Origin of the sequence: Nocardia sp. NPDC050435 (genome assembly GCF_040655395.1) — a bacterium.
GTDB lineage: Bacteria > Actinomycetota > Actinomycetes > Mycobacteriales > Mycobacteriaceae > Nocardia.
This window is the reverse complement of the sequence record NZ_JBFAJW010000002.1, coordinates 88,270-110,454: the sequence shown is the minus strand read 5'-3', so window position 1 is coordinate 110,454 and position 22,185 is coordinate 88,270. Positions and strand designations below refer to the sequence as shown.

Here is a 22,185-nt window from a genome sequence, read left to right as displayed (position 1 = left end):
CATCTGTCCCTGACCCAGAACATCAGGAACAATTTTTCTTAAGCCCGCCGCGCCCCGAATGCGTGCGTGCGCGGCGAGGCAACAACTACATACGAGGAATGTCATGAGTGATCCACTGTGGCTGGCCGACGTGCTGCGCGCCGAGGGCCTGCAGGTCGTCGAACATGAGGGCTGGCGGGAACGGGGGCACGGCGACTTCCGTGACCTGCGTGGCGTGCTCTGCCATCACACCGCCGGAGGTGGCACCCGGGACTGGCAGATCGTCCAATACGGCCGCCAGGATCTCGCGGGTCCGCTCGCTCAGCTCGTCCTGGAACGGGACGGCACTTATCGCGTGATCGCCGCAGGCGTGTGCTGGCATGCAGGGCGTGGCAGCCACCCCGGTTGGCCCACCGACGACGCGAACTTCCACGTGATCGGCATCGAAGCGGTCTCGCGCGGCGACGGAAGTGACTGGACGCCAGCACAACTGGATGCCTACAAACGCGGCTGTGCGGCGATCCTGCGGCACATCGGGCGCACCGCCTCCGATTGTGTCGCGCACCGCGAGTACAGCAGCGAAGGAAAGATCGACCCGGCCGGGATCGACATGGATCAGTTCCGGCACGAGGTACAGGCCATCATCGACGGCACCCCAGGAGGGACCATGGCAGCGCTCGAAGAAACATTCGTGAACTTCCGGGGTGACACCGTCACCCTGGGCACCGCGATCCGCTACATCGACCAGTACGTCAACGAACTGCGTGAACAGATCACCGGCCCCATTCCGATGGAGGGCTGGCCCCAGCTCGGTGACCTGACCCTCGTCGACGCCGTGGCTCTGATCGGCGCGGAACTGAAGATCCCCGGCTTCACCGACCCCCGGACGAAGTCCGCGTAACCGCCTCCACCACAACTGAATAGAGGAACCATGCTTACCTTCACTCCCGTGATTCGTGACCGGATCTACGCCGTCGTCGGCGCGGTCACCGCCCTGCTCGTCGCGATGAATGTCCTGCCGCTGGACGTCGAGTCCGACGTGGAAACCGTCCTGAACTCGGTTGGCGGCGCGGTCTCGGCGGTTGCACTGCTCATTGCCAAGCTCAACGTCAGCTTCAGCGACCGCGACCTGAAGCGATAACCGCATGCTGCCCGCGATCTTGGCGACTGCCGCCACTGTCCTGAGCGCGCTGGCAGTCGCCTTGATCACCTACTACGGCGGGCGACTTCCATCGCTGGAAAGCCAGCGCTCTGATTTCAATTCGGTCGTACAGCCGTTACGAGACGAAGTTCGCGACCTGCGTGAACGAGTCGTGCAACTCGAAACGAAGCTCGACGAGACCAACCGCAAGTACCGCACGGCCTTGAAGTACATCGACGCCTTGCTTGAGCTGTGCTTGCCGCCGGTCCCGCCCGTTCCGGCGGAAATCTTCCAAGACCTCTGACCCAGAAGGCTATTCATGCTCCAAACCACTGTCATCGTCGGCCACGCATTCGGCGGCAGCGAAATCCACGTGCCCGGCTTCGTGCGTATCGACGAGATGCGTCAGATCGACGAGTACGGACGCGCAGAGTTCTATGTCGTCTACGACGACGCCGATCTCGATACCGTGTACCAGGTCGGCATCAGCAACCGCAGTGACGGCCCCCCACAGCAGCTGCAGGAGCCGCTGTACCCCCTCGGCAAGGCCCGATCCCTCGGCGGCAGTTGGAGCTACACCTACTACTGGGTGACACCGGCTCCGACGTGGCAGATCGAGAAGACCATCGTTTTCACCGGCCGCCCGTGGAATATGACCTTCTACGTGCCCGGCTTCCTGGGCATCGACGGAGTTCGCCAGGTCGAGAAGAACAGCGACCAGATCGACGTGGTGGTCCGCTACAACGCCGCGTCCAACGAGGTCCACAAGCTCCACGTCGAGGTTTCAGGCAGCAACCGCGAACTCCCTCCCGGAACCATCGACCTGGGCCTGATCTACCCGTACGGGCTGTGGCGCTACATCCGGGCCACGCACGAAATCCTTCCCGCAGCAGCCTGATTCGCGCCTCGCCGCTCGTGCCGACGAGCGGCGCGGCTTTGGACCATCGAAAGGGGAGTGTGAACAGTGACCTACCCAGGCGGCTCCCCAACTGACGGCGCGTGGGTGATCGGCTCCAAATACGGGTCCGACATCACCAAAGAATCCGCCATGACCACCATCACCGGCGGAACCCTCGGGCCAGCAAAATCAGCACAGAACACCCTCAAAGCCGTAGACAAAGCGTTTAACGATCGCCTCGACCAGTTCCGAGACGCGCAATTAGATTTGACAGATCGACTAGACCTTCTGGAATCGGTCTCGGGTTACTGCTCCCTCTTCTTGTCGAAAAATTGGAACCTGCGCGGCAACGGCGAATTCAGGCTACTGCCATTCGATACACAACTCGGCCCACGTAAAGGCACGAGCCTGGCAGCGTCCGGCATCAAGCTCGGCGGAAAAGGGCTGTGGCGCTGTGACGCTCACTTGACTTGGTATCCCGCGCCGAGCGGATGGGGCCAAGTCAATACACCTGCCGCAGCCCGCGTCACGGTCGTTTACGCAGACACTTTGAGTATCTATACCGAGCGCCGGTACGATATGGTGATCACCCCGTACGGTGCTGAGACCGCCAGCTTTAGCCACACTTTCGTGATTCCCGATGACGAGAAATTCATCGTAAGGCTTGAGGCAGGCCACACACGCGATTGGCACATGCTCTACGGCGGCACCGTGAGATCGGCATTGTCGGTCAACAAGTGGGACACAGGCACCGTGAACAACGTCAACCTTCCCACGGCCCCCGATGGCGGGAACCTGGGATGACAACCCCTCAGCAACCGCCACCCGAGAACGCCTACGTCGTGGGCGATAAATACGGCTCCGACCAAACCGAGCAATCAATCAGAACCACTATCACCGACCGCGATCTGGCAACCGCTAAAGAAGCCCAGATCGCCTGGAAGGGCCAGTGGGAAGACAACAGCGACCGCCTGGCGTTCGCCATCAACGGTCAGCAAGCCCAGAGCCAGCGGTTGGCGCTACTGCAGGACATCGACGGATACGCCTCGGGATTCATGGGTCAATCCTGGACTGTCTCACCCTCGACCACAGTGCAGATACCGTTCAACCGACAGCTCGGTCCGCAAAAGAAGGCCGAAGTCGCAGCAGACGGGCGGCTGATCCTCAAAGCAGGTGGTCTGTGGCGAATCGACGCTCACCTCACCTTCTCCGGATACACCCTGAACCAAACGATCATGCCCATCTCGACCCCGCCCTACTTCATCGTCATACAAACCTGGGACCCGATCTCGGCGAAGTTCTGGCTGGAAGTGATGAATGCCCAAGGCCAGCACCTCACAGTACGAGCATGCGACGCGCTCCCCAACGTGGCGCTGTACGGCGCAAACACTTCAGAGATCGTTAACAATCCCGCATCGGTAGCCTACAACCACACATTCGTTCTCGAAAATATGCCCAGCCCTGACGATTCCACCGCACCGGATCACTGGGCATATGTGCGCCTGACAATGCGGTATGAACCAATCGCCACCGGCCAATTCGCCTCCGCATACTGCAAACTGACGGGCGGCACCAGGTCTTCCGCGCTGATCGCCGCTCGCTGGTCGCGCGACATCGAAAACATCCGATACGAACCCAACGTTCCGAACGGCGGGAATCTCGGGTAACCCATCGCCCACAACTGAATAGAAGAGTGCCGGAATGCCCATTGGCCGACAACCCCTGCGCGACAAGCTCATTCTGACTCTCGGCGCGGATCTCGTGCACACCATCAAGCTACCCAACGGACGAACATTCCCCAGCGGAACTACGGCTGTGATCAGGTTCTATCCGCCCGGCAAAACCAACACGCTCGTCAGCATCGCTGAATTCCCCGCCATCGTTTTTCCGGACCGCGCGGAATGGCGCGTGGAATCCGAGCTCGCCGACCCCGTGCCGGACCGAGCCCACTACCGCATCTACGTCTCCTACCCGGAAACCCCGCGCCTGGACCACTGCTGGGTCATCGGCGACGTCAGCCGACAGCAATAGCCCTCGCAGACACAACTTCATAGGACTCACCATGGCAATCGCATCCGCAGCCACCCGCCAAATCCTGGCCGAGGCATACAAGAACATCGGCGCGACCGGCAAAGCGTGGCTCGCCCTCCACAATCAGGACCCAACCGACTCCGGCACCATGGGCGAACTGGTGGGCGGCAGCCCGGTGTATGAACGCGTTGAATTCACTTGGGCCTCGGGAACCGGCGGCACCATCACTGGCCCGCCGGTGACGATCAACACCCCCGGCGGCCCCGTCACCCACGCATCGCTGTGGACGGCAAAAACCGGCGGCACATTCATCGACAAGTGCCCGCTGAACCCGACCCAGAACCTGGGCGGCGCTGGGCCAGTGACGGTCACGCCCGTTTTCACGCAGAGCTGACCGTATCTGCCCTTGCGGCCGACCCCACGGAATCGCCATGACAACCTATGAGCCGCCAACCGGAACCGAATCGGTGGCTGAACCGCCGACCGGCACCGAAATGACTCTGGATGCCAGCAGCGTTCCCTTCTACCCACCCGAGCTACAGGCCCGCTTCAGCGCGTACGGCGACCTCCGCACGCCCACACGCGGTGCGGCCGCCGCCGCGCTGTCCGGTGTCGCGCAGCTCGTGCCAGCGACCAAACCCAGCGTTCAAGCCGAGCTGTCGGGTCAAGGCATGCTGCTGGTCGCCACAGCACACTCCCACGGGTACTTCTCTGGCACAGGCGAACTCGCCGCAACCGCCATGCCCCGTCCAAAGGCTCACCAGACACAGGTTGGTGTGCTGACCGCCAACGCTCGTTCCTTCGGCATCGCCGGACACTCCAACAGCGGACAACTTCACGCCGTCGCTATCCCCACATCTACAGCGCGTTTTGACGGCAGTGGAACTTCCGCAGCGACCGCACGCCCCGGATCGATCGCTGCAGCAGGAGGCTTTGGCGTCTTGGCGGTGAACGTCGTGCCGCCGGTTGTGGACAACTTCAACCGCGCCGCCCTCGGTGCGAACTGGGTTCCAGCTACACCGGCACCGATCATCGTAGGCAGCAGCAAGGTCCAAGCACCGGTCATTGAGGACGCCAAGACCGTCTCCCCAGCTCGATGGGTCACGCCCCGCTACACCGACCGGCACGAAGTCGCGTGCACGGTAGTAACTCCCACCGGCACGGCACGGCTCTCGCTTGGCATGACGATCTATCTCCGTGCCACTGCGAACTCCCTCACCCGGGTGGAAGCCGCCTTCACTGATACGCGGGTCTCGATCCAAACCCGCGTCAACGACACGGTCGTCGAACGACACGGCGTGACACTGACAGTAACTTCAGGAATGACGTTTCGACTGACCGCCATCGGCACCACCTACAACCTCTACGTCGGCACCAACACCACACCAACCTGCACCTGGACCGACACCAACACCATCCCCATCGGACCAGCGAACCGGAATACCGGGTTCATGGTGATCTCTGATGACGACTTCTTCAACGGCCTCGGATACGGCTGGGCGATCGATGAGTGGAGCACCAAAGACATCTAGCCCGAGTGCCTACGCTGGCTTCCACGTCAGGCTGAGTGGATTTCGAATCTCGGTCTCGGTGAAAGGCCCAGCCTTAGCCCGCTGCCCAGCCATCACCTGGTACGACTTCGACCCTGCAGGGACGTTGGGAATCGTCCAACTGAACACACAGCCCTGTCGGCCGGTTACCCAGCGCCCACCGCTGAAGCTGCCGCCCGCCAGCGTCTTGCCCTCGCCGTCGATGACCGTGATGGGGCCGCCTTCCTTGATCGGAGAAGATCGGAAACCTTCGCAGCCGACTCCGGCGGCCGCCGACTCTTTGGGGCGCTGAAGATCTTGAACGTTGACTTCCTGGTTTTCGTACGTACCCGAAACGGTGAACGTCTCCACCGGGTTAGCTGCGTCGGACGAGCAACCACCAACCAACACGGAACTGGCTAGCAAGGCTCGAACTATGCTGCGGCGCATCATGTTTCCTCCCACCATGGCATCGTGGCAGACAGTTCGCGCATTGTCTGCCTGTATCAGATCTGCACCTTGGCGGGAATCAACTCGGCGGCTTCAAAGACGAACTCTGCCAGCCAGCGACTTGCCACCGTCCGGCCGGAAATGTCTGCGTCATCGGATCACCTTGACCGTGGGGGATTTCAGAAGCGGTTTGTCTTTTGGGCCTTTGACGAAGGGTTGAATCCAGAGCGGCTTCCGCTGGCTATGGCGCGGTCCACACGCCTGCTGCCGCCAAAAGCCGCCTTCGGCCTTGCCGACCCACCAACGGTGGGTGTACTCGCGTGCGGGGCGCTCATCCTCGTTGAGAGCTCGCCCGCCGGTTTCGGGGCCTGGCCGAGGCTGAACATCGACAACCTGCACATACTCCAATGTCTCAGTCGTGGCAGCAGAGGGGAGCAGGCCGCGTTTCGGGGCTTGTGTTTTGAGAGCGTGCGTGGAGGCCAGATTCTCTTGGCTGGACAGGAGCCAAGTTGCGCCGATGAGCGCTATGACGTGTTTGAGCCCATCATCGCCATGCCCAAGCTCACGAGCAAGGGCGGCAGAATCAATCCGGCCTGCCTCGATGTGGGCGTCGTAGATTGTGAACCCTTCCGAGACCCACAGAGGCTTGCTGTCGAAGCGCACGCCAGGGTTCAGCTGGTCATCGGCAAATTCAAGCATCCGAGACAGAAGGCTGATGGAAAGAGTTTGGCGTTCCGAGCCTGTGAACATCCAGTACACACCGTCGAGAGTCATCGACTCCTGACGCCCCGAAATGACCACGCCAAGTTCGGCGGTTACTGGCTTCGACCACAACAGGAATCCAGTCTCGGAGGGGGCAGCAACAGCCGGGGTCCACGAGGGAACATCAAGGGCCGCCCCTCGCACGAACTCAACCATCGATGGATTCACCCAGTACAGAGGCGCTTCGGCCAACATGTCGACACTCGCTTGAGTCTCGGCCAAGCGTGAGGCGAGCCATTGCGCTGCCTCGGGAGATGTGTCTCCGGCGGCAGACTCCACTGACCACGCGGCCGTAACGCCTATCGAATCGATCAGCCGATCGCGCAGGTACGGGACCCCTGCCGCAGTCCACGCCCGACTCGCCTTGCGCTTTCCCACAGTTTCACCTGCCACTCTCAGGCACGCTGGCCACGTCGATCTCACGAGGGGCCTGAGCATTGATCAACGCTCTGACCTCGGCGGGCAGATGGTCGATCGCGTCGCCCACGTAATGGAGAACGGCCTTTTCTCCCAGCTCACCCGGATGATTCCAACGACGGCCCACGACGAGGACATGACTCAGCGTCCAACCCCGAGCGCCATCGCCGACCCAAACGACCGTGAGTTCGTCCGCGTCAACCTCCAGCGTGGGGTTGGTGCACTTGAAGGCGTTGGCGTGGACGGGGGTTTCGGTCGGTTGAAATACCAACGTCAGTTCCTGGCGACGCATGCGCATGTTCATTGGCTTCATGAGGCTGACTCCTGCTCATCGGTAGAGGACGAGGGAACTGCGGCGGCGCGCAGCGCGGCGGCATAGCGGCCGTGGTATCGGTTGTGCCGCACGCCCTTCGGTGTGACCTTGTACGCCTCTTTGAACGCTGCATCCAACCGCTTGGTGAACTCTGCCCCATGCCAAGCTCGGGTGTCGGAACGATCTTGTCCGACTGCGATGTGCGTCAGCTCGTGGACCAAAGTCTCACGGGCATCGGCTAAGTCGATGCCTGGCCAAGTCGCAACGATGATCCGGTTCTCATACGGATACGCCAAACCGAATTGCGACCGTGGCATCGATTTGCGTCGGCTGATCGCAAACTCCGGCGGATTGCGATACAGGCGGCCGCTCAAGCCCCCGAAAGCGCGCAGTCTAATCAACCGCTTGAACTCGTCGCGCAGATCGACACCCTCGACGGTGTAGCGCTCGGTCTCGGCGTCCTTCTGGCGCTGCCGCGTGGTGGCGGCCTGTTTCCGCTTCCCTTTGGCCTTCTCCGCCGACCTCGCAGCACTCGCCGCACGCTCACGCTCCAGCGTGGGCGCAACGCGTTCGACAAGCTCGCCAGCTGCCTCTGAGCACGGCAGGCAGTAGCGGACGATGCTCTTCAGTCGCGGTCGGCGTGACCCCAGGACGCCGGGGTGCTTTCCGTTCGGGCATTCCCAGCGAACACGTTTCGATTCAGCCATTGCTAACTTGACTCCCCGGCTGCTCGGCTGTTGTACGGGCCCACGCCCGAAGTGCTCATCACACCATCCTCGCAGTGAGCGCGACCGAACACTCAGGATGTCCACTGTCGCTGGATGTACGGGTGGAAGTGGCCGTCTACGCTCGCCTCTGATGCAGCGGCCAGATTATCGATTTGGACTACGCTGCGCCGCGAAATCCCGCCTCTGGCGGTGCTCGACTGGACTGCGATGTACGGGTGTTCGCCGGGGACCGAAGTCCCCGGCGTGGATGACCCGGGTAACGGCCTGCAGGATCAACCAAACCCCTAATAGGAACTTCCCTGGAGTGCGTGCGATGCACAGGGAAAGCGCCGGGGCGAAGGGGATGTGATGCCCCGGCACCAAGCGAACCTATCAGCCGCAGCGGACGGCCGTGTTCCACACCATCTTCAGTTGTGCTGGGGGAACCGGCCGGGCGCAGTCAAGCGGCGGACGGAACCACGTCCAAGGCCACCGGCGCGAGCGGTTCGGACGCTGGCGAGACAGCCACATGCTTGCCGATCATGGTCGCGTACTCGCTGGATGCGAAGGCATGCATCACAACGACGGCGGCGATCATGATTGGTGCGACGGCGTACTCCACCAAGCTCCACAGGTTGCCCGAGCCGACCTGCGGACCGACATTCAGCAAAAGCGCCAGCATCAGCAAGATGAACTCGACAGCCCAAATCTTCTTCTTCGCCAGGGTGTGGCCTTCGCGGGCCGCACGGGTGGCCAGGCGCATCATCGCGATCAGGGGCAAGGTGATCATCGGCTCGATGAGGAAGGCCAGCCAGTAGCGCGGCTCCGCCATCGACACACCCGACATCATGTTGTGCTGGACGTTGAACGCGCCCCAGATCACACCACCCCACATCACTCCATTGAGAATGCGGCTGTCGTCCTTCGAACCTCGGAACAGCTCGCCGACACGAGCGGCCGGATTGGTGAGTCGTTGCTGTTCAGCCAGTGCGTCAGCGTGGGCTTCGACCAAGGCGATCTCTTGGCGGCGGCGACGCTCAGCATGCTTGAGCGCATCCTTGGTCTCGATGAGGTCCGCATCGCGCCGCAAGGCTCGTACTTCCTCGGCGACACGGCGGTTGTCATACAGCTCGGCAGTCGAAGGGGCTTCGACGAAAGCGGAATCGACGGTGTCCGCCAGACGCTGGCGTGCCTGCCGCTGTAGCTCGGCGAAGTCGTGGTCAGAGGCGAACGGATTGTCGAATCTCGCGCTCCGAGACCGGTCGAGAAGTGCTTGAATGGACATACTGGGAAGCTCCAATCTTCCTGGTACGTGCGCCCTCATCGGACTGCAATCCGGTGGGGGCGTTTTGATTTGGTTGTCGATCGGCGAAGGGACTTGCTTCGGCCGAGCGTGTTGCTATCGCGTTCATCAGAGCATTCGACCGGATTTTGATCAACAGGGTCGGTTGCCTCCCCGCGACGCGAAACCCCAGGTCAGCGCTGCGCTGTTCCATCCGTGCCGAGGGGCTAGCAATCGATGGGCAGCGACCGAAGTGGACCCGGCGAGACGGTGCGTTTTACCGAGTTTTTGCCGAAACGGCGTCGTGGCGGATTCGGGTCTCGACTGCCGGGAATCGAGCGAACGGGGAGAAGCAGAAAGGCCCTGACCATTCCTACTGGTCAGGGCCTTTCTTGTGTCTCAACCAACACGTCGGGGTGACAGGATTTGAACCTGCGACCTCTTCGTCCCGAACGAAGCGCGCTACCAAGCTGCGCCACACCCCGTGAAGCGAACCTGGAGTAGCTTACAACAGCGCGGGGGTAGGAGTTAAATCCGCTGGTCACGGGGGTGATTTGGGCGCTTGGTCAGGTGTTGTGCGGGCGGATGCTGGCGAAGATCCGCTTGGCGGTGTCCGGGTCGACGGCCTTCGGGACGCCGATGTCCGCGGCGATCACCATGACGAAGGTGCCCTGCTCGGCGGGGGTGGCGAAGGTGTAGACGGAATACTCCGAAGCGCAGCCGGGGTTCGGATTGGGCACCCGCCCCTTGGTCTCCACGAAGACGCCGTTCTGCGTGCCGTCGTAGGAGGCCAGCGGTTGCGGCGCACCGGGGCTCGCCCCGCCGGCGTACGCCTGCGCCGCCTTGGCTCCGAGTTCGATTGCCGCACCGGTGGAATCGGCGTTGTCGGATCCGGTGAGCAGCGAAATCGTGCGCGTCGATCCGGGGCAGTAGTCCTTGCCCTCCGTCGCCATCCCCTTGCCCATGACGGTATTGGGCGGCGCGCCGAACTTGCCGGTGACATCCGGCGCGGCCACGGTCCAATCCGCGGGCACGTCGTACGCCGCGCCGCTGTCGGGCGCCAGCACCACCTGATATCCCGGCACCAGCGGCTTCTCGCTGTTCGCCGCCGCGGTCGGCGCCGCCGCCTTCGGCTTCGCGGCCGCCTCCGGCATCGTCGACAACGCACTCACCATCCCGGGCAGATCCGCCCCGGCCCCCTCCGCCCCGTCCCCATGCAACACAACCGCCGTCCCCCCACCGACCAGCACCAGCACCGCCACCGCGATCCCGACCCACCCCTTACCGGACCCGCCCTTCGCCCCACGGCGCCCCGAACCCGCCTGCCCCCACCCGGTCTGCTGTGCGTCCAGTCGCCCCGGCTGCTCCCACCCGGCCGGCTGCGTCGGCTGCGGACCGGCTTGCTCCCACCCGATTGGCTGTGTCCCTTGCGGACCGGCTTGCTCCCACCCGATCGGCTGTGCCCCTTGCGGACCGGCTTGTTCCCACCCGGTCGGCTGCGTCCCTTGCGGACCGGCTTGTTCCCACCCGCCCGCCTGCCCCCACCCGGTCTGCTGTCCGTCCAGTCGCCCCGGCTGCTCCCACCCGGCCGGCTGCATCCCCTGCGGACTGGCCTGCCCCCACCCGCTCTGCTGCGCATCCGGTTGACCAGCCTGGCCCCACGCGGCTGGCTGCGCGACCAGCGGACCGGCTTGCGCCTGTCCGATCGGCAGCGCGCCCGGTTGACCCGCCTGCCCCCATCCGGGCTGCTGAACTTCCGGTCGACCGGCCTGCTCCCACCCGCTCGGCCGCAGTTCCGGCTGAGCAGCGTGCGCCCACGCCGCCTGCTGCGTTCCCGAACTTCCCGACCCGAGGCCGGAATCCGCCGCGAACGGTGTCGTTCCGCCGACCGCGCCAACCCCCTCGAAACCGGCCCCAAAGGGACCGTCGTGCCCAGAGGGCGCGCCGAACGGCCCAGCCGTGGCCTGAAAGACGTTCTGCGCCTGCTGCACAGCTCCCTGCGCACTGGGTCCGAAGGACTGGCCCAGCGAACCGACCGGCGACGCACCCGAATCAGTCGTCCCTCCACCCAACGGTTCAGTCGGAACCGAAGGCGCTGTGGAGAACTGGGGATCGAATCGAGGATCAGGTGGGACGGCACCCGATGGTGGAGTGCTGGCCTCCGAGGGAACACCCGGGTGGGAATCTGGCTGGGCAGGAGGTGATTCGAGCTCCACGAAGCCGGGCGCACCCGCCGCGACCACTTCGGACCCACCCTGCGCGTACCCCGCCCCGGACATCTCGCGTCCCGCCCCCTCGAATCCTCTGCCGCTCAAAGCTGTCCCCTGCGTTGACTTCTCGTCTCGGCAGGGGACCCTAGCAATCAGTGCCGCCTATGGCGAACTCAGCGGGCGACGGCCTCGGAGGCGGAGAGGCCGCGATCGGAATCGCTGAGCGGACGCTTCGGCGGGGCCGCGACGAGGGTGAGCAGCGTGGCTTCGGGGCGGCAGCAGAAACGGTAGGGGGCCCACGGCGAGGTGCCGATGCCGGCGGACACGTGCAGCTGGGTGTGCTCGCCCCACTTCGACGGGCCCTTCACCCGGGACTTGTCGATCCCGCAATTGGTGACGAGCGCCCCGTACCCGGGCAGCACGAGCTGACCACCGTGGGTGTGCCCGGCCAGCACCAGGTCGTAACCGTCTTCGGCGAACCGGTCGAGCACGCGCGGCTCAGGGGAGTGGGTCAGGCCGATGCGCAGGTCGGCCAGCGGGTTGGGCGCGCCGGAGACCGTGTCGTAGCGATCGCGCTGCAGGTGCGGATCGTCGACGCCGGCGGTGGCGATCCGCACGCCCGCCACCTCGAGATCGCGGCGCACGTGGGTGAGATCGAGCCAGCCGCGTTCGGTGAACGCCGCGCGCAGATCCTGCCAGGGCAGCGGCGCGCCGTAGACGCGGCGATGATCCTTCTTGAAGTACTTGAGCGGGTTCTTCGGCACCGGGGCGAAGTAGTCGTTGCTGCCGAAGACGAAAAGCCCGGGACGGGACAGCAACCCACCCATGGACTGCACCACCGCGGGCACCGCCTTCAGGTGCGACAGATTGTCACCGGTGTTGACGACCAGATCGGGCTCCAGCCGGTCGAGTTCCCGCAGCCACTGCTGCTTGAGCTTCTGGCCGGGCGTCATGTGCAGGTCGCTGAGGTGCAGCACCCGTAGGCTCGACGAACCCGGCGGCAGCACCGGCATTGTCGCCTCACGCAGCACGAACGCGTTGCGTTCGATCAGTGTGGCGTAGCCGACTCCGGCCACCGCGGCCCCGGCGGCTCCCAGCGCGGTTCGACGGACGGTGGAAGTCGAAATCACGGGCATTTGCCCAGCATAGGTGAGGCACCTGCGAACCGCCGAGTGTGTTTCCGCACAGGGGTGTGTCCGGCTAAATGTGGTGGGACTCCCTGGGCGCAACGGCTACCGTGTGCCTCATGTCGGAACTCAAAGCGAGGTTGCGGACGGATATGACCGCCGCGATGAAAGCCAAGGACACCCTGCGCCTGTCCACCTTGCGCATGCTGCTGTCCGCCATCCAGAACGCCGAGGTCGCGGGTTCGGAGGCGCGTGAGCTCTCCGACGCCGAGGTGATCGTCGTGCTGCAGAAGGAAGCGAAGAAGCGCAACGAGTCGGCCGAGATCTACAGCCAGAACGGGCGCGGCGAACTGGCGGCCAACGAGCACGCCGAGGCCCGGATCATCGACGAGTACCTGCCGACGCAGCTCACCGAGGCCGAGATCGCCGATCTCGCCGACACCGCGATCGCGCAGGTCGCCGAGGAGCTCGGCGAGCGCCCCGGCATGCGCCAGATGGGTCAGGTCATGAAGATCGCCACGGCGCTCGCGGAGGGCAAGGCCGATGGCTCGCGGATCTCGGCGGCCGTGAAGTCGCGCCTCTAGGGCACGGAAAACGAAACCGCCGACCCGGAGTCCGGGTCGGCGGTTTTTCGTTGTGGGCTACCTGGGCCACCAGGGCGGCAGCGGCAGTCCGGGCGGCAGCGCCGGTGGCGCGGGCGCCGGGGCGGGCGCGGGCGACGGCGCGCGCTGCGTGCCGTCACTGATGTAGATCGTCACCACCGACCCCGGAATCGCCGACCCGTTCGGCGCGGTGCTCATCACCGCGCCCTTGGGCAGCGGCCCATTGCCGTTCACCGCCGTCACCTGGAAGCCGGCGGCGGTCAGCGCGGAGGTCGCCTCGCCCTGGGTGAGCCCGACGACGTCGGGGACCTGCGCGTTGTTCGAGCCGCGGACGTACTTGTCGTCCAGCGGCGGCAGCGCCGGCGGCGGGAAGCGATCCTGCACGTTCCGCACCGAGGTGAACCAGGTGCGCGCCGGTTCGTTACCGCCGAACAGGTTGCCGCTGCCGCAGTTGCGCAGCGGGTAGGAGCAGATCTCGCCCGGCGTCGGGCTGTCGCCGTAGATGTAGGTGGCGCCCGCCAGCGAGTTGGTGAAGCCGAGGAAGGCCGAGGAGCGGTGGCTTTCGGTGGTGCCCGTCTTGGCGGCCACCGGCCAGTTCCAGCCGCTGGCGCCGGCGGCGCCGGAGGCGGTGCCGCCCGGATCGTGGTCCTTGCCCATGGCGTTGGCCAGCGTGTTGGCCAGGCCGGGCTCGATGACCTGCTCGCACGCCTGCTGGGTGAGCGGCACGTTCTTGCCGGAGCGGTCGATGACCTCGCGGATCGGGTTCGGCGGGCACCACTTGCCGCCGGAGGCCAGCGTGGCGGCGACGTTGGACAGCTCCAGCGGGTTGATCGCCACCGGGCCCAGAGTGAACGAGCCGAGGTTCTGGTTCTTCACCATCTCGGCCAGGCTCTGGTTGTTGAACCCGGAGGTGCCGGGCTCGGTGTAGGAGCGCATGCCGAGCCGCACCGCCATGTCGACCGTCGGCGTGACGCCCACGGCCTGGATCAGCTTCACGAACGCGGTGTTGGGCGAGGTGGCCAGTGCTTCTGTCACCGACATCGGGGACTTGTACTTGCCCGCGTTCTCCACGCAGTAGGTCTCCGGCGGGCAGCCGCGCGCACCGCCGTTGCCCATGCCCTTGGCGTCGAAGCGCCCCGGCACGTCGAGCTGGGCGTTGATGCCCATGCCCTTCTCCATGGCCGCCGCGGTGGTGAACAGCTTGAACACCGAGCCCGCGCCGTCACCGACCATCGAATAGGGCTGCGGCTGCATGGTTTCGTTGGCGTCGCGGTTGAGGCCGTAGGTGCGGCTCGAGGCCATCGCCACCACCGGGTGGGAATCCTGGCCCGGCGCGATCAGCGACATCACCTCGGCGATGTCGTCCAGGTTCGGGTTCGCGTTCTCGTCGATCGCGCGCTTCACCGAATCCTGCACCGCCGGATCGAGGGTGGTCTTGATCAGGTAGCCGCCCTTGTCGATCTGCTCGCGGCTGATGCCTGCGGTGGCCAGGTACTGCACCGCGTAGTCGCAGAAGAAGCCGCGATCCTTGGCGGCGATGCAGCCGCGCGGCAGGCCCTTGGGCTCGGGCAGCACGCCCAGCGGTTCCAGCTTGGCCTTGCGGAATTCGTCGGCGCGACTGGGGATGTTCTGGATCATGGTGTCCAGCACGGTGTTCCGCCGGGCCAGCACGCCCTCGGTGTTGGTGTAGGGGTTGAGCTTGGAGCTGGACTGCACCATGCCGGCCAGCATCGCCGCCTGCGGCACGTTCAGCTTGGCGGCGTCGACGCCGAAGTAGGTCTGGGCGGCGTCCTGGATGCCGTAGGAGGAATTACCGAAGGGCACCAGGTTCAGGTACCGGGTGAGGATCTCGTCCTTGGTGAGTTCGCGGTCCAGCGTGAGGGCCATCCGGATCTCGCGGATCTTGCGGGCGGGGGTCGTCTCGATGGCGGCGCGGCGTTCGGCGTCGGTCTTGGCGACCACCAGCAGCTGAAAGTTCTTCACGTACTGCTGGTCCAGGGTGGAGGCGCCCTGCTGCACCTCGCCGCTGGAGGTGTTGGTGAGGAACGCGCGCAGCGTGCCCTGCCAGTCCACGCCCTCGTGGTCGGCGAAGCGCCGATCCTCGATGGAGACGATCGCCAACTTCATGTCGTTGGAGATCTTGTCGCTGGGGACTTCGAACCGGCGCTGCTCGTAGAGCCAGGCGATCGGCGCTCCGGTCGTGTCCACCATCGTCGAGACGGCGGGCACGGTGCCCTCGACCAGTTCCGCGGACACGTTGTCCACGGCGTCGGCCGCGCGGTTGGAGACGAACCCGAAACCGCCTGCGAGAGGGAACAACAGCCCGGCGACGAGCACTGCGGCCAACGCGCAGCTGCCTGCCAGCTTCGCGAGCGCCCGGGCGACGGTAGGGGGCGAAGCCGCCGGGGAGGGTGAATTCGGCGTGATCGGCACGAACTCCAGCCTACGGGTAACCCCTCCAGGTCTCTCGGCTGTGTTTGCGACTTCTTCCGAAGGCGCGGTTCGCGCGCCCCTTGGGCGTGTCGTCGCGCGGGTTGCCGCGTGTCGCGAGATGGCGAACAGCGAGCCGACTCGACCGCCCGGTTCTCTCACGCGTTTGCAGGGACGGACGTACCAAAAAATCTCGAGACGGTCTTGCGCTAGCCCCATACCTTTACCTAGATTGAGAACCCAGTGTGATAGAGCTAACACTCAAAGTGGAATGTGGTGCAGTTCGCAGCGGGGTTTGGGTTGCTGCGGGGCCTGCACGCGATTCTGGAGCGCCGTGACCCGGTGTTCGGACTGCAAAGGGGCACACCAAATGCATATGACAACCCCCATCGCTCGATTGGACGTAGAGCAGGCCGAAGCGCGAATCGCCTGGGTAGCCCAGGCTCGATGCAAGGAAGTAGATCCCGACCAGCTGTTCGTCCGCGGTGCGGCGCAGCGCAAAGCCGCGACCATCTGCCGGCACTGCCCGGTGCTGATGCAGTGTGGCGCCGACGCCCTCGACAATCGCGTCGAGTTCGGAGTGTGGGGCGGAATGACCGAGCGGCAGCGTCGTGCGCTGCTGAAACAGCATCCGGAGGTGACGTCCTGGGCGGACTTCTTCAACGCCCAGCGCCAGCATCAGATTGCGATGTAGGCCCCGAAACGATCGAAACCGAGCCCGCTTGCGGGCTCGGTTTCGTTTTGTCCCATAGCGATTCGATCTGATAATCGAACGTTTTGGCGATCAAGCGCGGACGGGCTCGACTCCGGTCAGCTGGTCTCCGACCGCGCGCAGCGCCGCCAGATCCGACACCTCGAACGGCAGCGCCGTCACCGCCGCGATCGGCACCCGCGGATGCGCGCCGGTGAACCGCTGCAGCAGATGCTGCTCGCGCTTGGCCGTGGCCACCCGCTGCGCGTGGATGCGCAGCACGGCGGCCGTCAGCGGATCGGCGTCGGCCAGCTGATCGGCCGCCGTCAGCGCGTGATCGGCGCGCAACTCGCTCAGCGCCGGATGCGTCCGGTTCAGCACCAGGCCGGCCAGCGGCATCTTCTCCGTCGAGAGCCGGTCCACGAAGAACGACGCCTCGCGCAGCGCGTCGGGCTCGGCCGCCGCGACCACCAGGAAGTGGGTGCCGGGCTTGGACAGCATCGCGTAGGTGCGGTCCGCGCGATCCTGGAAACCGCCGAACAGCGACTCCAGCGACTGCAGGAAATTCGAGGCGTCCTTGAGCATCTGCCCGCCGACGATGGTCGAGACACCGCGCATGGCCAGGCTCATCGCGCCGGTCACGAACCGGCCCACGCCCCGCCCCGGCGCCATGATCAGGCGGATCATCTTGCCGTTGAGGAAGTTTCCGAGCCGTTTGGGCGCGTCCAGGAAGTCCAGCGCGTTGCGCGACGGGGGCGTGTCGACCACGATCAGATCCCACTCGCGGCGCCCGGCCAGCTGGCCGAGCTTCTCCATCGCCATGTACTCCGACGTGCCGCCGAACGACGAGGCCACCGTCTGGTAGATCGGATTGGCGAAGATCTGCTCCGCCTTCTCCGGGCTGGTGTGCTCGAGCACCATGTCGTCGAAGGTGCGGCGCATGTTCAGCATCATGGCGTGCAGCTCGCCCTCGATCTCCGGCCCGAGTTCCACGCGCTGCGGCGTGTTGTCCAGGTCGGCGACGCCGAGCGACTGAGCCAGCCGCCGCGCCGGGTCGATGGTGAGCACGACGACCTTGCGGCCCAGCTCGGCCGCGCGCAGCGCGATGGCCGCGGCGGTGGTGGTCTTGCCGACGCCGCCGGCGCCGCAGCACACCACGACCCGGGCGTTCCGGTCGGCGATGATCTCCGAAATGTCCAGTGACACCGGCGCGCTCACTTGACCCCCTGCTTGCTCAGATGTTCGGCCAGTTCGTACAGGCCGCCGAGGTCGATGCCGTCGTCGAGGGCGGGCAGGTAGAGCTGCGGCACGTCGACCCGCCGCAGCTCGCGCGCGCTGGCGTCCTGGGCCTGCAACGTCGCCGAATGCTCGACGGCCTCGGTGACGAGCCCCTCGAAATCGCTCTCGGACAGCGAGATCCCCGCCTTGGCCAGGCCGGCGGCGATGGCGTCGCGATCGATGTCGCCGGCGGCGGCGCGCTCGCGCACCGCGGCGGGCAGCCTGCCCTCGGTGGCGCGATTCACGATCACCGTGCCGATGCGCAGGTCGTTGGCGGTGAGTTCGGCGACGGCGTCGGCCGTCTCCTGCACCGGCAGCGCCTCCAGCAGGGTGACCAGGTGGATCATGGTCTGATCCGAGTGCAGCAGCTTGGACACGCCTTCGGCCTGCGCGGCGATCGGGCCGCCCTTGGCGATCTCCTTCATCGCCTGGGTGACGTCGAGGAAGCTGGCGATCCGGCCGGTCGGCGGGGCGTCCACCACGATCTCGTCGTAGACCTGCTTGCCCGCCTTGTCCACGCGGACAACGCATTCCTTGATCTTGCCGGTCACGATCACGTCGCGCAGGCCGGGCGCGATGGTGGTGACGAACTCGATCGCGCCCATCCGGCGCATGGCCCGGCCGGCGAAGCCGAGGTTGTAGAACATGTCGAGGTATTCCAGGAAGGCGTGCTCGATGTCGAGCGCCAGGGCGACCACCTCACCGCCGCCTTCGGCGGTGGCGATCCTGGTCTCGGTGGGCGGGAGCGGCGGCAGGTCGAACAGCTGGGCGATGGACTGCCTGCTCTCCACCTCGACCAGCAGCACGCGGCGGCCACCGGCGGCCAGGGCCAGCGCGAGCGCCGCGGCGACCGTGGATTTGCCGGTGCCCCCCTTGCCGGAAACGTAGTGCAAGCGGGCCTTTTCGGCACGCGCCGGCCAGCCCGTTCCGAGCCCCGGCTCCGCCGAAACAGTCGCTGCTGTTGGTACTCCCACGCTCGCGAGCCTATAACTCGTTTCGACTTCCCGCCCCAGGGATCCGGTTGACGCGCGGCGTTTCGGCAGTTCTGTATCAGACAGTGAGACGTAACTAACCGTGGCCACGGGATTCGTATGAGGGGCACGCGCACGCGCCGGCTCCGGCGCCGCCCCATACACTCGGCTCATGAGTGACTTGACCGTGTGGGAGTACGCCACCGTTCCGCTTCTGACGCACGCGACCAAGCAGATCCTCGACCAGTGGGGCGCCGACGGCTGGGAACTGGTCTCGGTGCTGCCCGGCCCGACCGGTGAGCAGCACGTCGCCTACCTCAAGCGCCCGAAGCAGTAGTCCCGTGGCGACACCCGCCACGCAGTGGCAAGCCAACCTGGACAAGCTGGGCCTGACGCTGCCCGAGGTGGCGGCCCCGGTCGCGGCCTACATCCCGGCGGTGCGCAGCGGTTCGCTGGTCTACACCTCCGGGCAGATCCCGTTCGTCAAGGGTGAGCTGCCCTGGATCGGCAAGGCGGGCGCGGAGATCTCGCTCGAGGAGGCCGCCAAGGCCGCCGAGGCCTGCGCGCTCAACGCGCTCGCCGCGATTCACGCCCTGGTCGGCCTGGACAATGTCGTGCGCATCGTGAAGGTCACCGGATTCGTCGCCTCCGCGCCGGGTTTCACCGATCAGCCGCTGGTGATCAACGGCGCCTCGGAGTTCATCGGCGAGGTCTTCGGCGAGGCCGGGGTACACGCGCGGGCCGCGGTGGGCGTCGCCGAGCTGCCCAAGGGCGTTCCGGTCGAGGTCGAGGTCATCGCCGAGGTGCGCGACTGACGGTCAGGAATCGCGGGTGAGCGGCGCGCACCACGCGCCGCGCGCCGGGGCCAGCGGGATGCGGGCGTACACCGACCAGCCGTCGTCGTCGGGGCCGGCCGCGACGTCGCCGTCGAGCAGGGCGGCGCGCTGCCGCATCCCGGACAGCCCCATCCCGCTGTCACCGCGGTCGGACAGGCCCAGCGGCAGCGAGTTCCGCACCAGCAGCGTCGCCTCGGCCGCACCGACGGTCAACCGGACGGTCGCCGTGGCGCCGTCGGCATGCTTGACGATATTGGCTAGCGATTCCTGGCCGATGCGGTACAGCGCCAGACCCACCGTCGCCGTGACGGCGGCGAGGTCGCCTTCGGCCGCGTAGTCCACGCCGAGCCCAGCGCGAGCGAAATCGTCGACGAGGTCCGCGATGTCGGCCACCCCCGGCTCGGCGTTCCGGTTGGCCGGACCGGCGTCGAGCAGGCCGACCGTGCGCCGGATGTCGGCCATCGCCTGCCGCCCCAGCCGTTCGGCGTCGACCAGGGCGTCGACCGCCTCGTCCACATCCCGATCGGTGTGCAGCGCGTGCCGCGCGGCGGTGAGGTGCAGCAGGGTGATGCTCAGCGAATGGGCGATGACATCGTGCACCTCCCGCGCGATCCGCCGCCGCTCCTCCTCGGCCGCCCGCACCGAGCGCACCGCCTGATACTCGCGTTCCTGGTACAGGAATCGGCGCTGGTACTGCATCATCACCCCGACCATCCAGCCGAGAGCGACGCCGAGGCTGTACATCGGCGCGCCTTCGAAGCGCTGGTCCGCCGCACCCCACGCGACGTGCCCGAGCAGATCGAAGGCCAGGAGTTCGGCCAGGGCGGCCGCCGCGAGCAGGGCGGTGAACCTCTTACTGCCGATCGAGGCGGCCTTGCCGACCGCGACCACCAGGATGAACGGCGCGAAATCGATGGGTACCGGCTGCATCAGGAACAGCGCCGTGGAGGACATCGCGACCAGCACCATCTGCACCGGTCGCGGGGCGATCCCCAGCACCAGGAACAACGGAATCGACAGGAACGTCAGCGGCGCCGCGAGGAACGGTACGAGCGTGCCGAAGTACTCGTGCCGCTGGACGACCGCGCAGATGGTGATCGCGGCCAGCGCGATATCGGCGACCAGAATCACCTTGGGCGGATAGTCGAACGGCAGTTGCGCGAGGCGCCGGCCGGATTCGCCCACCGGATCCCGCGCGAAAGCGCGAACTTTCCGCCAGGTCCGCGCGGCCGGCCGGTGCGGAGCCACCGAGGGCTCTCCGACCGGGTTCGGTGCGGCGCGCGTCACATCCACCTCGCCAGGTTAACCACGGCCGGATCCGGCCGCATCGTCCCGCGAGCGGTGCCGATCTCCGTCTCCGGTAGGAGATCGATCCGCGTCTCCGGCACGACGACACGGCCCGCGGGCGACCGTAGCGTCATAGGCATCAACTGGATGGACGAAAGGCCAACGCCATGTCCTGGGAGGACCAGCACGCCCGCACCGGCATCGTGCACACACTGCTCGAGCGCGCGGCCGCCGACCCGCATCGACCCGATTTGTTCGACGACATCCCCGAATTGGACCGGCTGTTCGGCGGTCCCGCCGGCCTCGTCGCGGCCCTGCGCTACCGCTGGCAGCTACACCTCGACGCCAAACTCGACCAAGCGCAGGTCCAGGGGCAGACCGCGGTCGAGGCCTACCTGGAGCTGGCGGACGAACAGTCCGTGCTGCGAGCCGTTCTCGACGCGCACACCCGGCGCGAAACCGTCGCCGCCGCCGTGGCCGTCAACAGCCCGGGGTGAGTGATGGCATTCAACCGCCCGCTCGATATCGCGATCGTCGGCGCCATCAATGCCGTTCTGCTGCTGGTGATTTTCGGGCGCATTCTGATCGGCGTGCGGTCCCGGTCGCCGGAATCGGCGGCCGGCCCGCGCCGCGCCGACCCGGTGGTGGTCTGGGTGATCGTCACCATGGCGCTCTACTACGCGGTGTTCGCCGCCTGGATCGTCCGCCCGGGTCTCGCCGGACCGCTGCTGGTGGATCCGGGCCCCTGGTCGGCGCTCGCGGGCATCGCGCTCGCCGTCGCCTCGACAGCGTTGATCGTGTGGACATTCCTGGTTTTCGGATCCTGGCGGCTGCGGGCCGACATCGATGAAGACCATGAACTGATGACCGGCGGGCCGTTCGCCCTGGTCCGTCATCCGATCTACACCGGTGTCATCGGCGCCTATGCCAGCACTCTGCTGGTGGTGCCCCGGGCCGGCTTCCTGGTCGCGGTCCTGCTGATCGTGGTGGCACACGATGTGCGAGCGCGGACGGAAGAGGGCGTGCTGCGCGCGGCGTTCGGCCGCCGGTATACGGCCTACATCGACCACACCAAACGCTTCGTCCCGGCCGTCTACTAGCCGGGACACCACCTTTCGTCGCATACCTGGCGGCGCACCCCGGTAGGGGTGCGCCGCTAGGGGTGTTTCGGCACGAAGTCGCCCGATAGAAGTGGAGGCCGGACCTGTCGGTCCGGCCGCGGCGGGGGCTGCCGGCATGCAACG

General features: G+C 66.0%; 26 protein-coding genes and 1 tRNA gene. 15 read left to right on the top strand and 12 right to left on the bottom strand.

Annotation, left to right across the window (positions count from 1 at the left end):
- The first annotated feature begins 103 nt into the window (after window positions 1-103).
- The 9 genes from AB0I43_RS04670 to AB0I43_RS04630 all read left to right on the top strand — a co-directional run bounded on the left by AB0I43_RS04670 (window position 104) and on the right by AB0I43_RS04630 (window position 5,581).
- Entirely contained in the window at window positions 104-880 is a 777-nt protein-coding gene (locus AB0I43_RS04670) for an N-acetylmuramoyl-L-alanine amidase (RefSeq protein WP_357431253.1), read from the top strand.
- A gap of 48 nt (window positions 881-928) precedes the next feature.
- A complete protein-coding gene (locus tag AB0I43_RS04665; RefSeq protein ID WP_357431251.1) occupies window positions 929-1,120 on the top strand; it encodes a hypothetical protein in 192 nt (63 codons plus the stop codon).
- 4 nt (window positions 1,121-1,124) lie between these two features.
- Window positions 1,125-1,424, top strand: a complete 300-nt coding sequence (locus AB0I43_RS04660; RefSeq protein WP_357431249.1) for a hypothetical protein — start codon at window positions 1,125-1,127, stop codon at window positions 1,422-1,424.
- Between the two features lie 15 nt (window positions 1,425-1,439).
- Window positions 1,440-2,018, top strand: coding sequence for a hypothetical protein (locus AB0I43_RS04655; protein ID WP_357431247.1), 579 nt, complete (start codon window positions 1,440-1,442; stop codon window positions 2,016-2,018).
- A gap of 66 nt (window positions 2,019-2,084) precedes the next feature.
- The gene (locus AB0I43_RS04650) at window positions 2,085-2,822 is read left to right on the top strand and encodes a hypothetical protein (RefSeq protein WP_357431245.1); all 738 of its coding nucleotides are present in this window, start codon (window positions 2,085-2,087) and stop codon (window positions 2,820-2,822) included.
- A complete protein-coding gene (locus AB0I43_RS04645) occupies window positions 2,819-3,685 on the top strand; it encodes a hypothetical protein (RefSeq protein ID WP_357431243.1) in 867 nt (288 codons plus the stop codon). The genes AB0I43_RS04650 and AB0I43_RS04645 overlap by 4 nt, the downstream gene beginning before the upstream one ends.
- Window positions 3,686-3,719: 34 nt before the next feature.
- Window positions 3,720-4,049: a hypothetical protein gene (locus AB0I43_RS04640; protein WP_357431241.1), complete on the top strand. Its 330-nt coding sequence runs from the start codon at window positions 3,720-3,722 to the stop codon at window positions 4,047-4,049.
- Between the two features lie 31 nt (window positions 4,050-4,080).
- The gene (locus AB0I43_RS04635; protein WP_357431239.1) at window positions 4,081-4,443 is read left to right on the top strand and encodes a hypothetical protein; all 363 of its coding nucleotides are present in this window, start codon (window positions 4,081-4,083) and stop codon (window positions 4,441-4,443) included.
- 37 nt (window positions 4,444-4,480) lie between these two features.
- Complete coding sequence (locus AB0I43_RS04630; RefSeq protein WP_357431237.1) at window positions 4,481-5,581, top strand: hypothetical protein; 1,101 nt, start codon at window positions 4,481-4,483, stop codon at window positions 5,579-5,581.
- A gap of 9 nt (window positions 5,582-5,590) precedes the next feature.
- Here the strand turns inward: AB0I43_RS04630 and AB0I43_RS04625 are convergent, their stop codons facing one another.
- The 8 genes from AB0I43_RS04625 to AB0I43_RS04590 all read right to left on the bottom strand — a co-directional run bounded on the left by AB0I43_RS04625 (window position 5,591) and on the right by AB0I43_RS04590 (window position 12,855).
- Window positions 5,591-6,031 carry a hypothetical protein gene (locus AB0I43_RS04625; protein WP_357431235.1) on the bottom strand — a complete coding sequence of 147 codons (441 nt, stop codon included), beginning with the start codon at window positions 6,029-6,031 and terminating at the stop codon, window positions 5,591-5,593.
- A gap of 147 nt (window positions 6,032-6,178) precedes the next feature.
- Window positions 6,179-6,985 (bottom strand): hypothetical protein, encoded by an 807-nt coding sequence (locus AB0I43_RS04620; protein ID WP_357431233.1) that lies wholly within the window; start codon window positions 6,983-6,985, stop codon window positions 6,179-6,181.
- Window positions 6,986-7,172: 187 nt separating this feature from the next.
- Window positions 7,173-7,520 (bottom strand): hypothetical protein, encoded by a 348-nt coding sequence (locus AB0I43_RS04615; RefSeq protein WP_357431231.1) that lies wholly within the window; start codon window positions 7,518-7,520, stop codon window positions 7,173-7,175.
- Window positions 7,517-8,227: a hypothetical protein gene (locus tag AB0I43_RS04610; RefSeq protein ID WP_357431229.1), complete on the bottom strand. Its 711-nt coding sequence runs from the start codon at window positions 8,225-8,227 to the stop codon at window positions 7,517-7,519. The genes AB0I43_RS04615 and AB0I43_RS04610 overlap by 4 nt, the downstream gene beginning before the upstream one ends.
- Window positions 8,228-8,687: 460 nt before the next feature.
- On the bottom strand, window positions 8,688-9,512 hold the full coding sequence (locus AB0I43_RS04605) for a hypothetical protein (protein ID WP_357431227.1): 825 nt from the start codon (window positions 9,510-9,512) through the stop codon (window positions 8,688-8,690).
- A 408-nt stretch (window positions 9,513-9,920) separates the two neighbouring features.
- Window positions 9,921-9,994: transfer RNA gene (locus AB0I43_RS04600), tRNA-Pro, on the bottom strand.
- 81 nt (window positions 9,995-10,075) lie between these two features.
- Window positions 10,076-10,672, bottom strand: a complete 597-nt coding sequence (locus AB0I43_RS04595; RefSeq protein ID WP_356971470.1) for a hypothetical protein — start codon at window positions 10,670-10,672, stop codon at window positions 10,076-10,078.
- A gap of 1,220 nt (window positions 10,673-11,892) precedes the next feature.
- Window positions 11,893-12,855, bottom strand: coding sequence for a metallophosphoesterase (locus AB0I43_RS04590; RefSeq protein WP_356971469.1), 963 nt, complete (start codon window positions 12,853-12,855; stop codon window positions 11,893-11,895).
- Between the two features lie 110 nt (window positions 12,856-12,965).
- Between AB0I43_RS04590 and AB0I43_RS04585 the strand changes: the two genes are divergently transcribed.
- Window positions 12,966-13,430 carry a GatB/YqeY domain-containing protein gene (locus AB0I43_RS04585; protein WP_356971467.1) on the top strand — a complete coding sequence of 155 codons (465 nt, stop codon included), beginning with the start codon at window positions 12,966-12,968 and terminating at the stop codon, window positions 13,428-13,430.
- 57 nt (window positions 13,431-13,487) lie between these two features.
- Here the strand turns inward: AB0I43_RS04585 and AB0I43_RS04580 are convergent, their stop codons facing one another.
- A complete protein-coding gene (locus AB0I43_RS04580) occupies window positions 13,488-15,881 on the bottom strand; it encodes a penicillin-binding protein (RefSeq protein WP_356971465.1) in 2,394 nt (797 codons plus the stop codon).
- A gap of 367 nt (window positions 15,882-16,248) precedes the next feature.
- Here AB0I43_RS04580 and AB0I43_RS04575 point away from each other — a divergent pair, with 367 nt between their 5' ends.
- Window positions 16,249-16,572: a WhiB family transcriptional regulator gene (locus tag AB0I43_RS04575; RefSeq protein WP_356971463.1), complete on the top strand. Its 324-nt coding sequence runs from the start codon at window positions 16,249-16,251 to the stop codon at window positions 16,570-16,572.
- Between the two features lie 90 nt (window positions 16,573-16,662).
- Here the strand turns inward: AB0I43_RS04575 and AB0I43_RS04570 are convergent, their stop codons facing one another.
- Window positions 16,663-17,787 (bottom strand): ArsA family ATPase, encoded by a 1,125-nt coding sequence (locus AB0I43_RS04570; protein WP_356971462.1) that lies wholly within the window; start codon window positions 17,785-17,787, stop codon window positions 16,663-16,665.
- Window positions 17,784-18,821: an ArsA-related P-loop ATPase gene (locus tag AB0I43_RS04565; RefSeq protein ID WP_356971460.1), complete on the bottom strand. Its 1,038-nt coding sequence runs from the start codon at window positions 18,819-18,821 to the stop codon at window positions 17,784-17,786. Before AB0I43_RS04565 ends, AB0I43_RS04570 begins: the two co-directional genes overlap by 4 nt.
- 169 nt (window positions 18,822-18,990) lie before the next feature.
- Between AB0I43_RS04565 and AB0I43_RS04560 the strand changes: the two genes are divergently transcribed.
- Together AB0I43_RS04560 and AB0I43_RS04555 are read left to right on the top strand one after the other, a co-directional pair.
- Complete coding sequence (locus AB0I43_RS04560) at window positions 18,991-19,155, top strand: DUF4177 domain-containing protein (RefSeq protein WP_194816913.1); 165 nt, start codon at window positions 18,991-18,993, stop codon at window positions 19,153-19,155.
- A gap of 4 nt (window positions 19,156-19,159) precedes the next feature.
- The gene (locus AB0I43_RS04555) at window positions 19,160-19,633 is read left to right on the top strand and encodes a RidA family protein (RefSeq protein ID WP_356971459.1); all 474 of its coding nucleotides are present in this window, start codon (window positions 19,160-19,162) and stop codon (window positions 19,631-19,633) included.
- Window positions 19,634-19,636: 3 nt separating this feature from the next.
- Here the strand turns inward: AB0I43_RS04555 and AB0I43_RS04550 are convergent, their stop codons facing one another.
- On the bottom strand, window positions 19,637-20,947 hold the full coding sequence (locus tag AB0I43_RS04550) for a histidine kinase (protein ID WP_356971457.1): 1,311 nt from the start codon (window positions 20,945-20,947) through the stop codon (window positions 19,637-19,639).
- Between the two features lie 161 nt (window positions 20,948-21,108).
- Here AB0I43_RS04550 and AB0I43_RS04545 point away from each other — a divergent pair, with 161 nt between their 5' ends.
- Window positions 21,109-21,438: a hypothetical protein gene (locus AB0I43_RS04545; protein ID WP_356971455.1), complete on the top strand. Its 330-nt coding sequence runs from the start codon at window positions 21,109-21,111 to the stop codon at window positions 21,436-21,438.
- A gap of 3 nt (window positions 21,439-21,441) precedes the next feature.
- A complete protein-coding gene (locus AB0I43_RS04540; protein ID WP_356971454.1) occupies window positions 21,442-22,041 on the top strand; it encodes an isoprenylcysteine carboxylmethyltransferase family protein in 600 nt (199 codons plus the stop codon).
- The last annotated feature ends 144 nt before the right edge of the window (window positions 22,042-22,185 follow it).

What these genes read in the sequence shown, in the direction of transcription:
- AB0I43_RS04670 (WP_357431253.1), top strand. Translation starts at nt 104, where the DNA reads ATGAGTGATCCACTGTGGCTGGCCGACGTGCTGCGCGCCGAGGGCCTG.
- AB0I43_RS04660 (WP_357431249.1), top strand. Translation starts at nt 1,125, where the DNA reads ATGCTGCCCGCGATCTTGGCGACTGCCGCCACTGTCCTGAGCGCGCTG.
- AB0I43_RS04655 (WP_357431247.1), top strand. Translation starts at nt 1,440, where the DNA reads ATGCTCCAAACCACTGTCATCGTCGGCCACGCATTCGGCGGCAGCGAA.
- AB0I43_RS04645 (WP_357431243.1), top strand. Translation starts at nt 2,819, where the DNA reads ATGACAACCCCTCAGCAACCGCCACCCGAGAACGCCTACGTCGTGGGC.
- AB0I43_RS04640 (WP_357431241.1), top strand. Translation starts at nt 3,720, where the DNA reads ATGCCCATTGGCCGACAACCCCTGCGCGACAAGCTCATTCTGACTCTC.
- AB0I43_RS04635 (WP_357431239.1), top strand. Translation starts at nt 4,081, where the DNA reads ATGGCAATCGCATCCGCAGCCACCCGCCAAATCCTGGCCGAGGCATAC.
- AB0I43_RS04630 (WP_357431237.1), top strand. Translation starts at nt 4,481, where the DNA reads ATGACAACCTATGAGCCGCCAACCGGAACCGAATCGGTGGCTGAACCG.
- AB0I43_RS04625 (WP_357431235.1), bottom strand. Translation starts at nt 6,031, where the DNA reads ATGATGCGCCGCAGCATAGTTCGAGCCTTGCTAGCCAGTTCCGTGTTG.
- AB0I43_RS04620 (WP_357431233.1), bottom strand. Translation starts at nt 6,985, where the DNA reads ATGTTGGCCGAAGCGCCTCTGTACTGGGTGAATCCATCGATGGTTGAG.
- AB0I43_RS04615 (WP_357431231.1), bottom strand. Translation starts at nt 7,520, where the DNA reads ATGAAGCCAATGAACATGCGCATGCGTCGCCAGGAACTGACGTTGGTA.
- AB0I43_RS04610 (WP_357431229.1), bottom strand. Translation starts at nt 8,227, where the DNA reads ATGGCTGAATCGAAACGTGTTCGCTGGGAATGCCCGAACGGAAAGCAC.
- AB0I43_RS04605 (WP_357431227.1), bottom strand. Translation starts at nt 9,512, where the DNA reads ATGTCCATTCAAGCACTTCTCGACCGGTCTCGGAGCGCGAGATTCGAC.
- AB0I43_RS04590 (WP_356971469.1), bottom strand. Translation starts at nt 12,855, where the DNA reads ATGCCCGTGATTTCGACTTCCACCGTCCGTCGAACCGCGCTGGGAGCC.
- AB0I43_RS04585 (WP_356971467.1), top strand. Translation starts at nt 12,966, where the DNA reads ATGTCGGAACTCAAAGCGAGGTTGCGGACGGATATGACCGCCGCGATG.
- AB0I43_RS04575 (WP_356971463.1), top strand. Translation starts at nt 16,249, where the DNA reads ATGCATATGACAACCCCCATCGCTCGATTGGACGTAGAGCAGGCCGAA.
- AB0I43_RS04560 (WP_194816913.1), top strand. Translation starts at nt 18,991, where the DNA reads ATGAGTGACTTGACCGTGTGGGAGTACGCCACCGTTCCGCTTCTGACG.
- AB0I43_RS04545 (WP_356971455.1), top strand. Translation starts at nt 21,109, where the DNA reads ATGTCCTGGGAGGACCAGCACGCCCGCACCGGCATCGTGCACACACTG.
- AB0I43_RS04540 (WP_356971454.1), top strand. Translation starts at nt 21,442, where the DNA reads ATGGCATTCAACCGCCCGCTCGATATCGCGATCGTCGGCGCCATCAAT.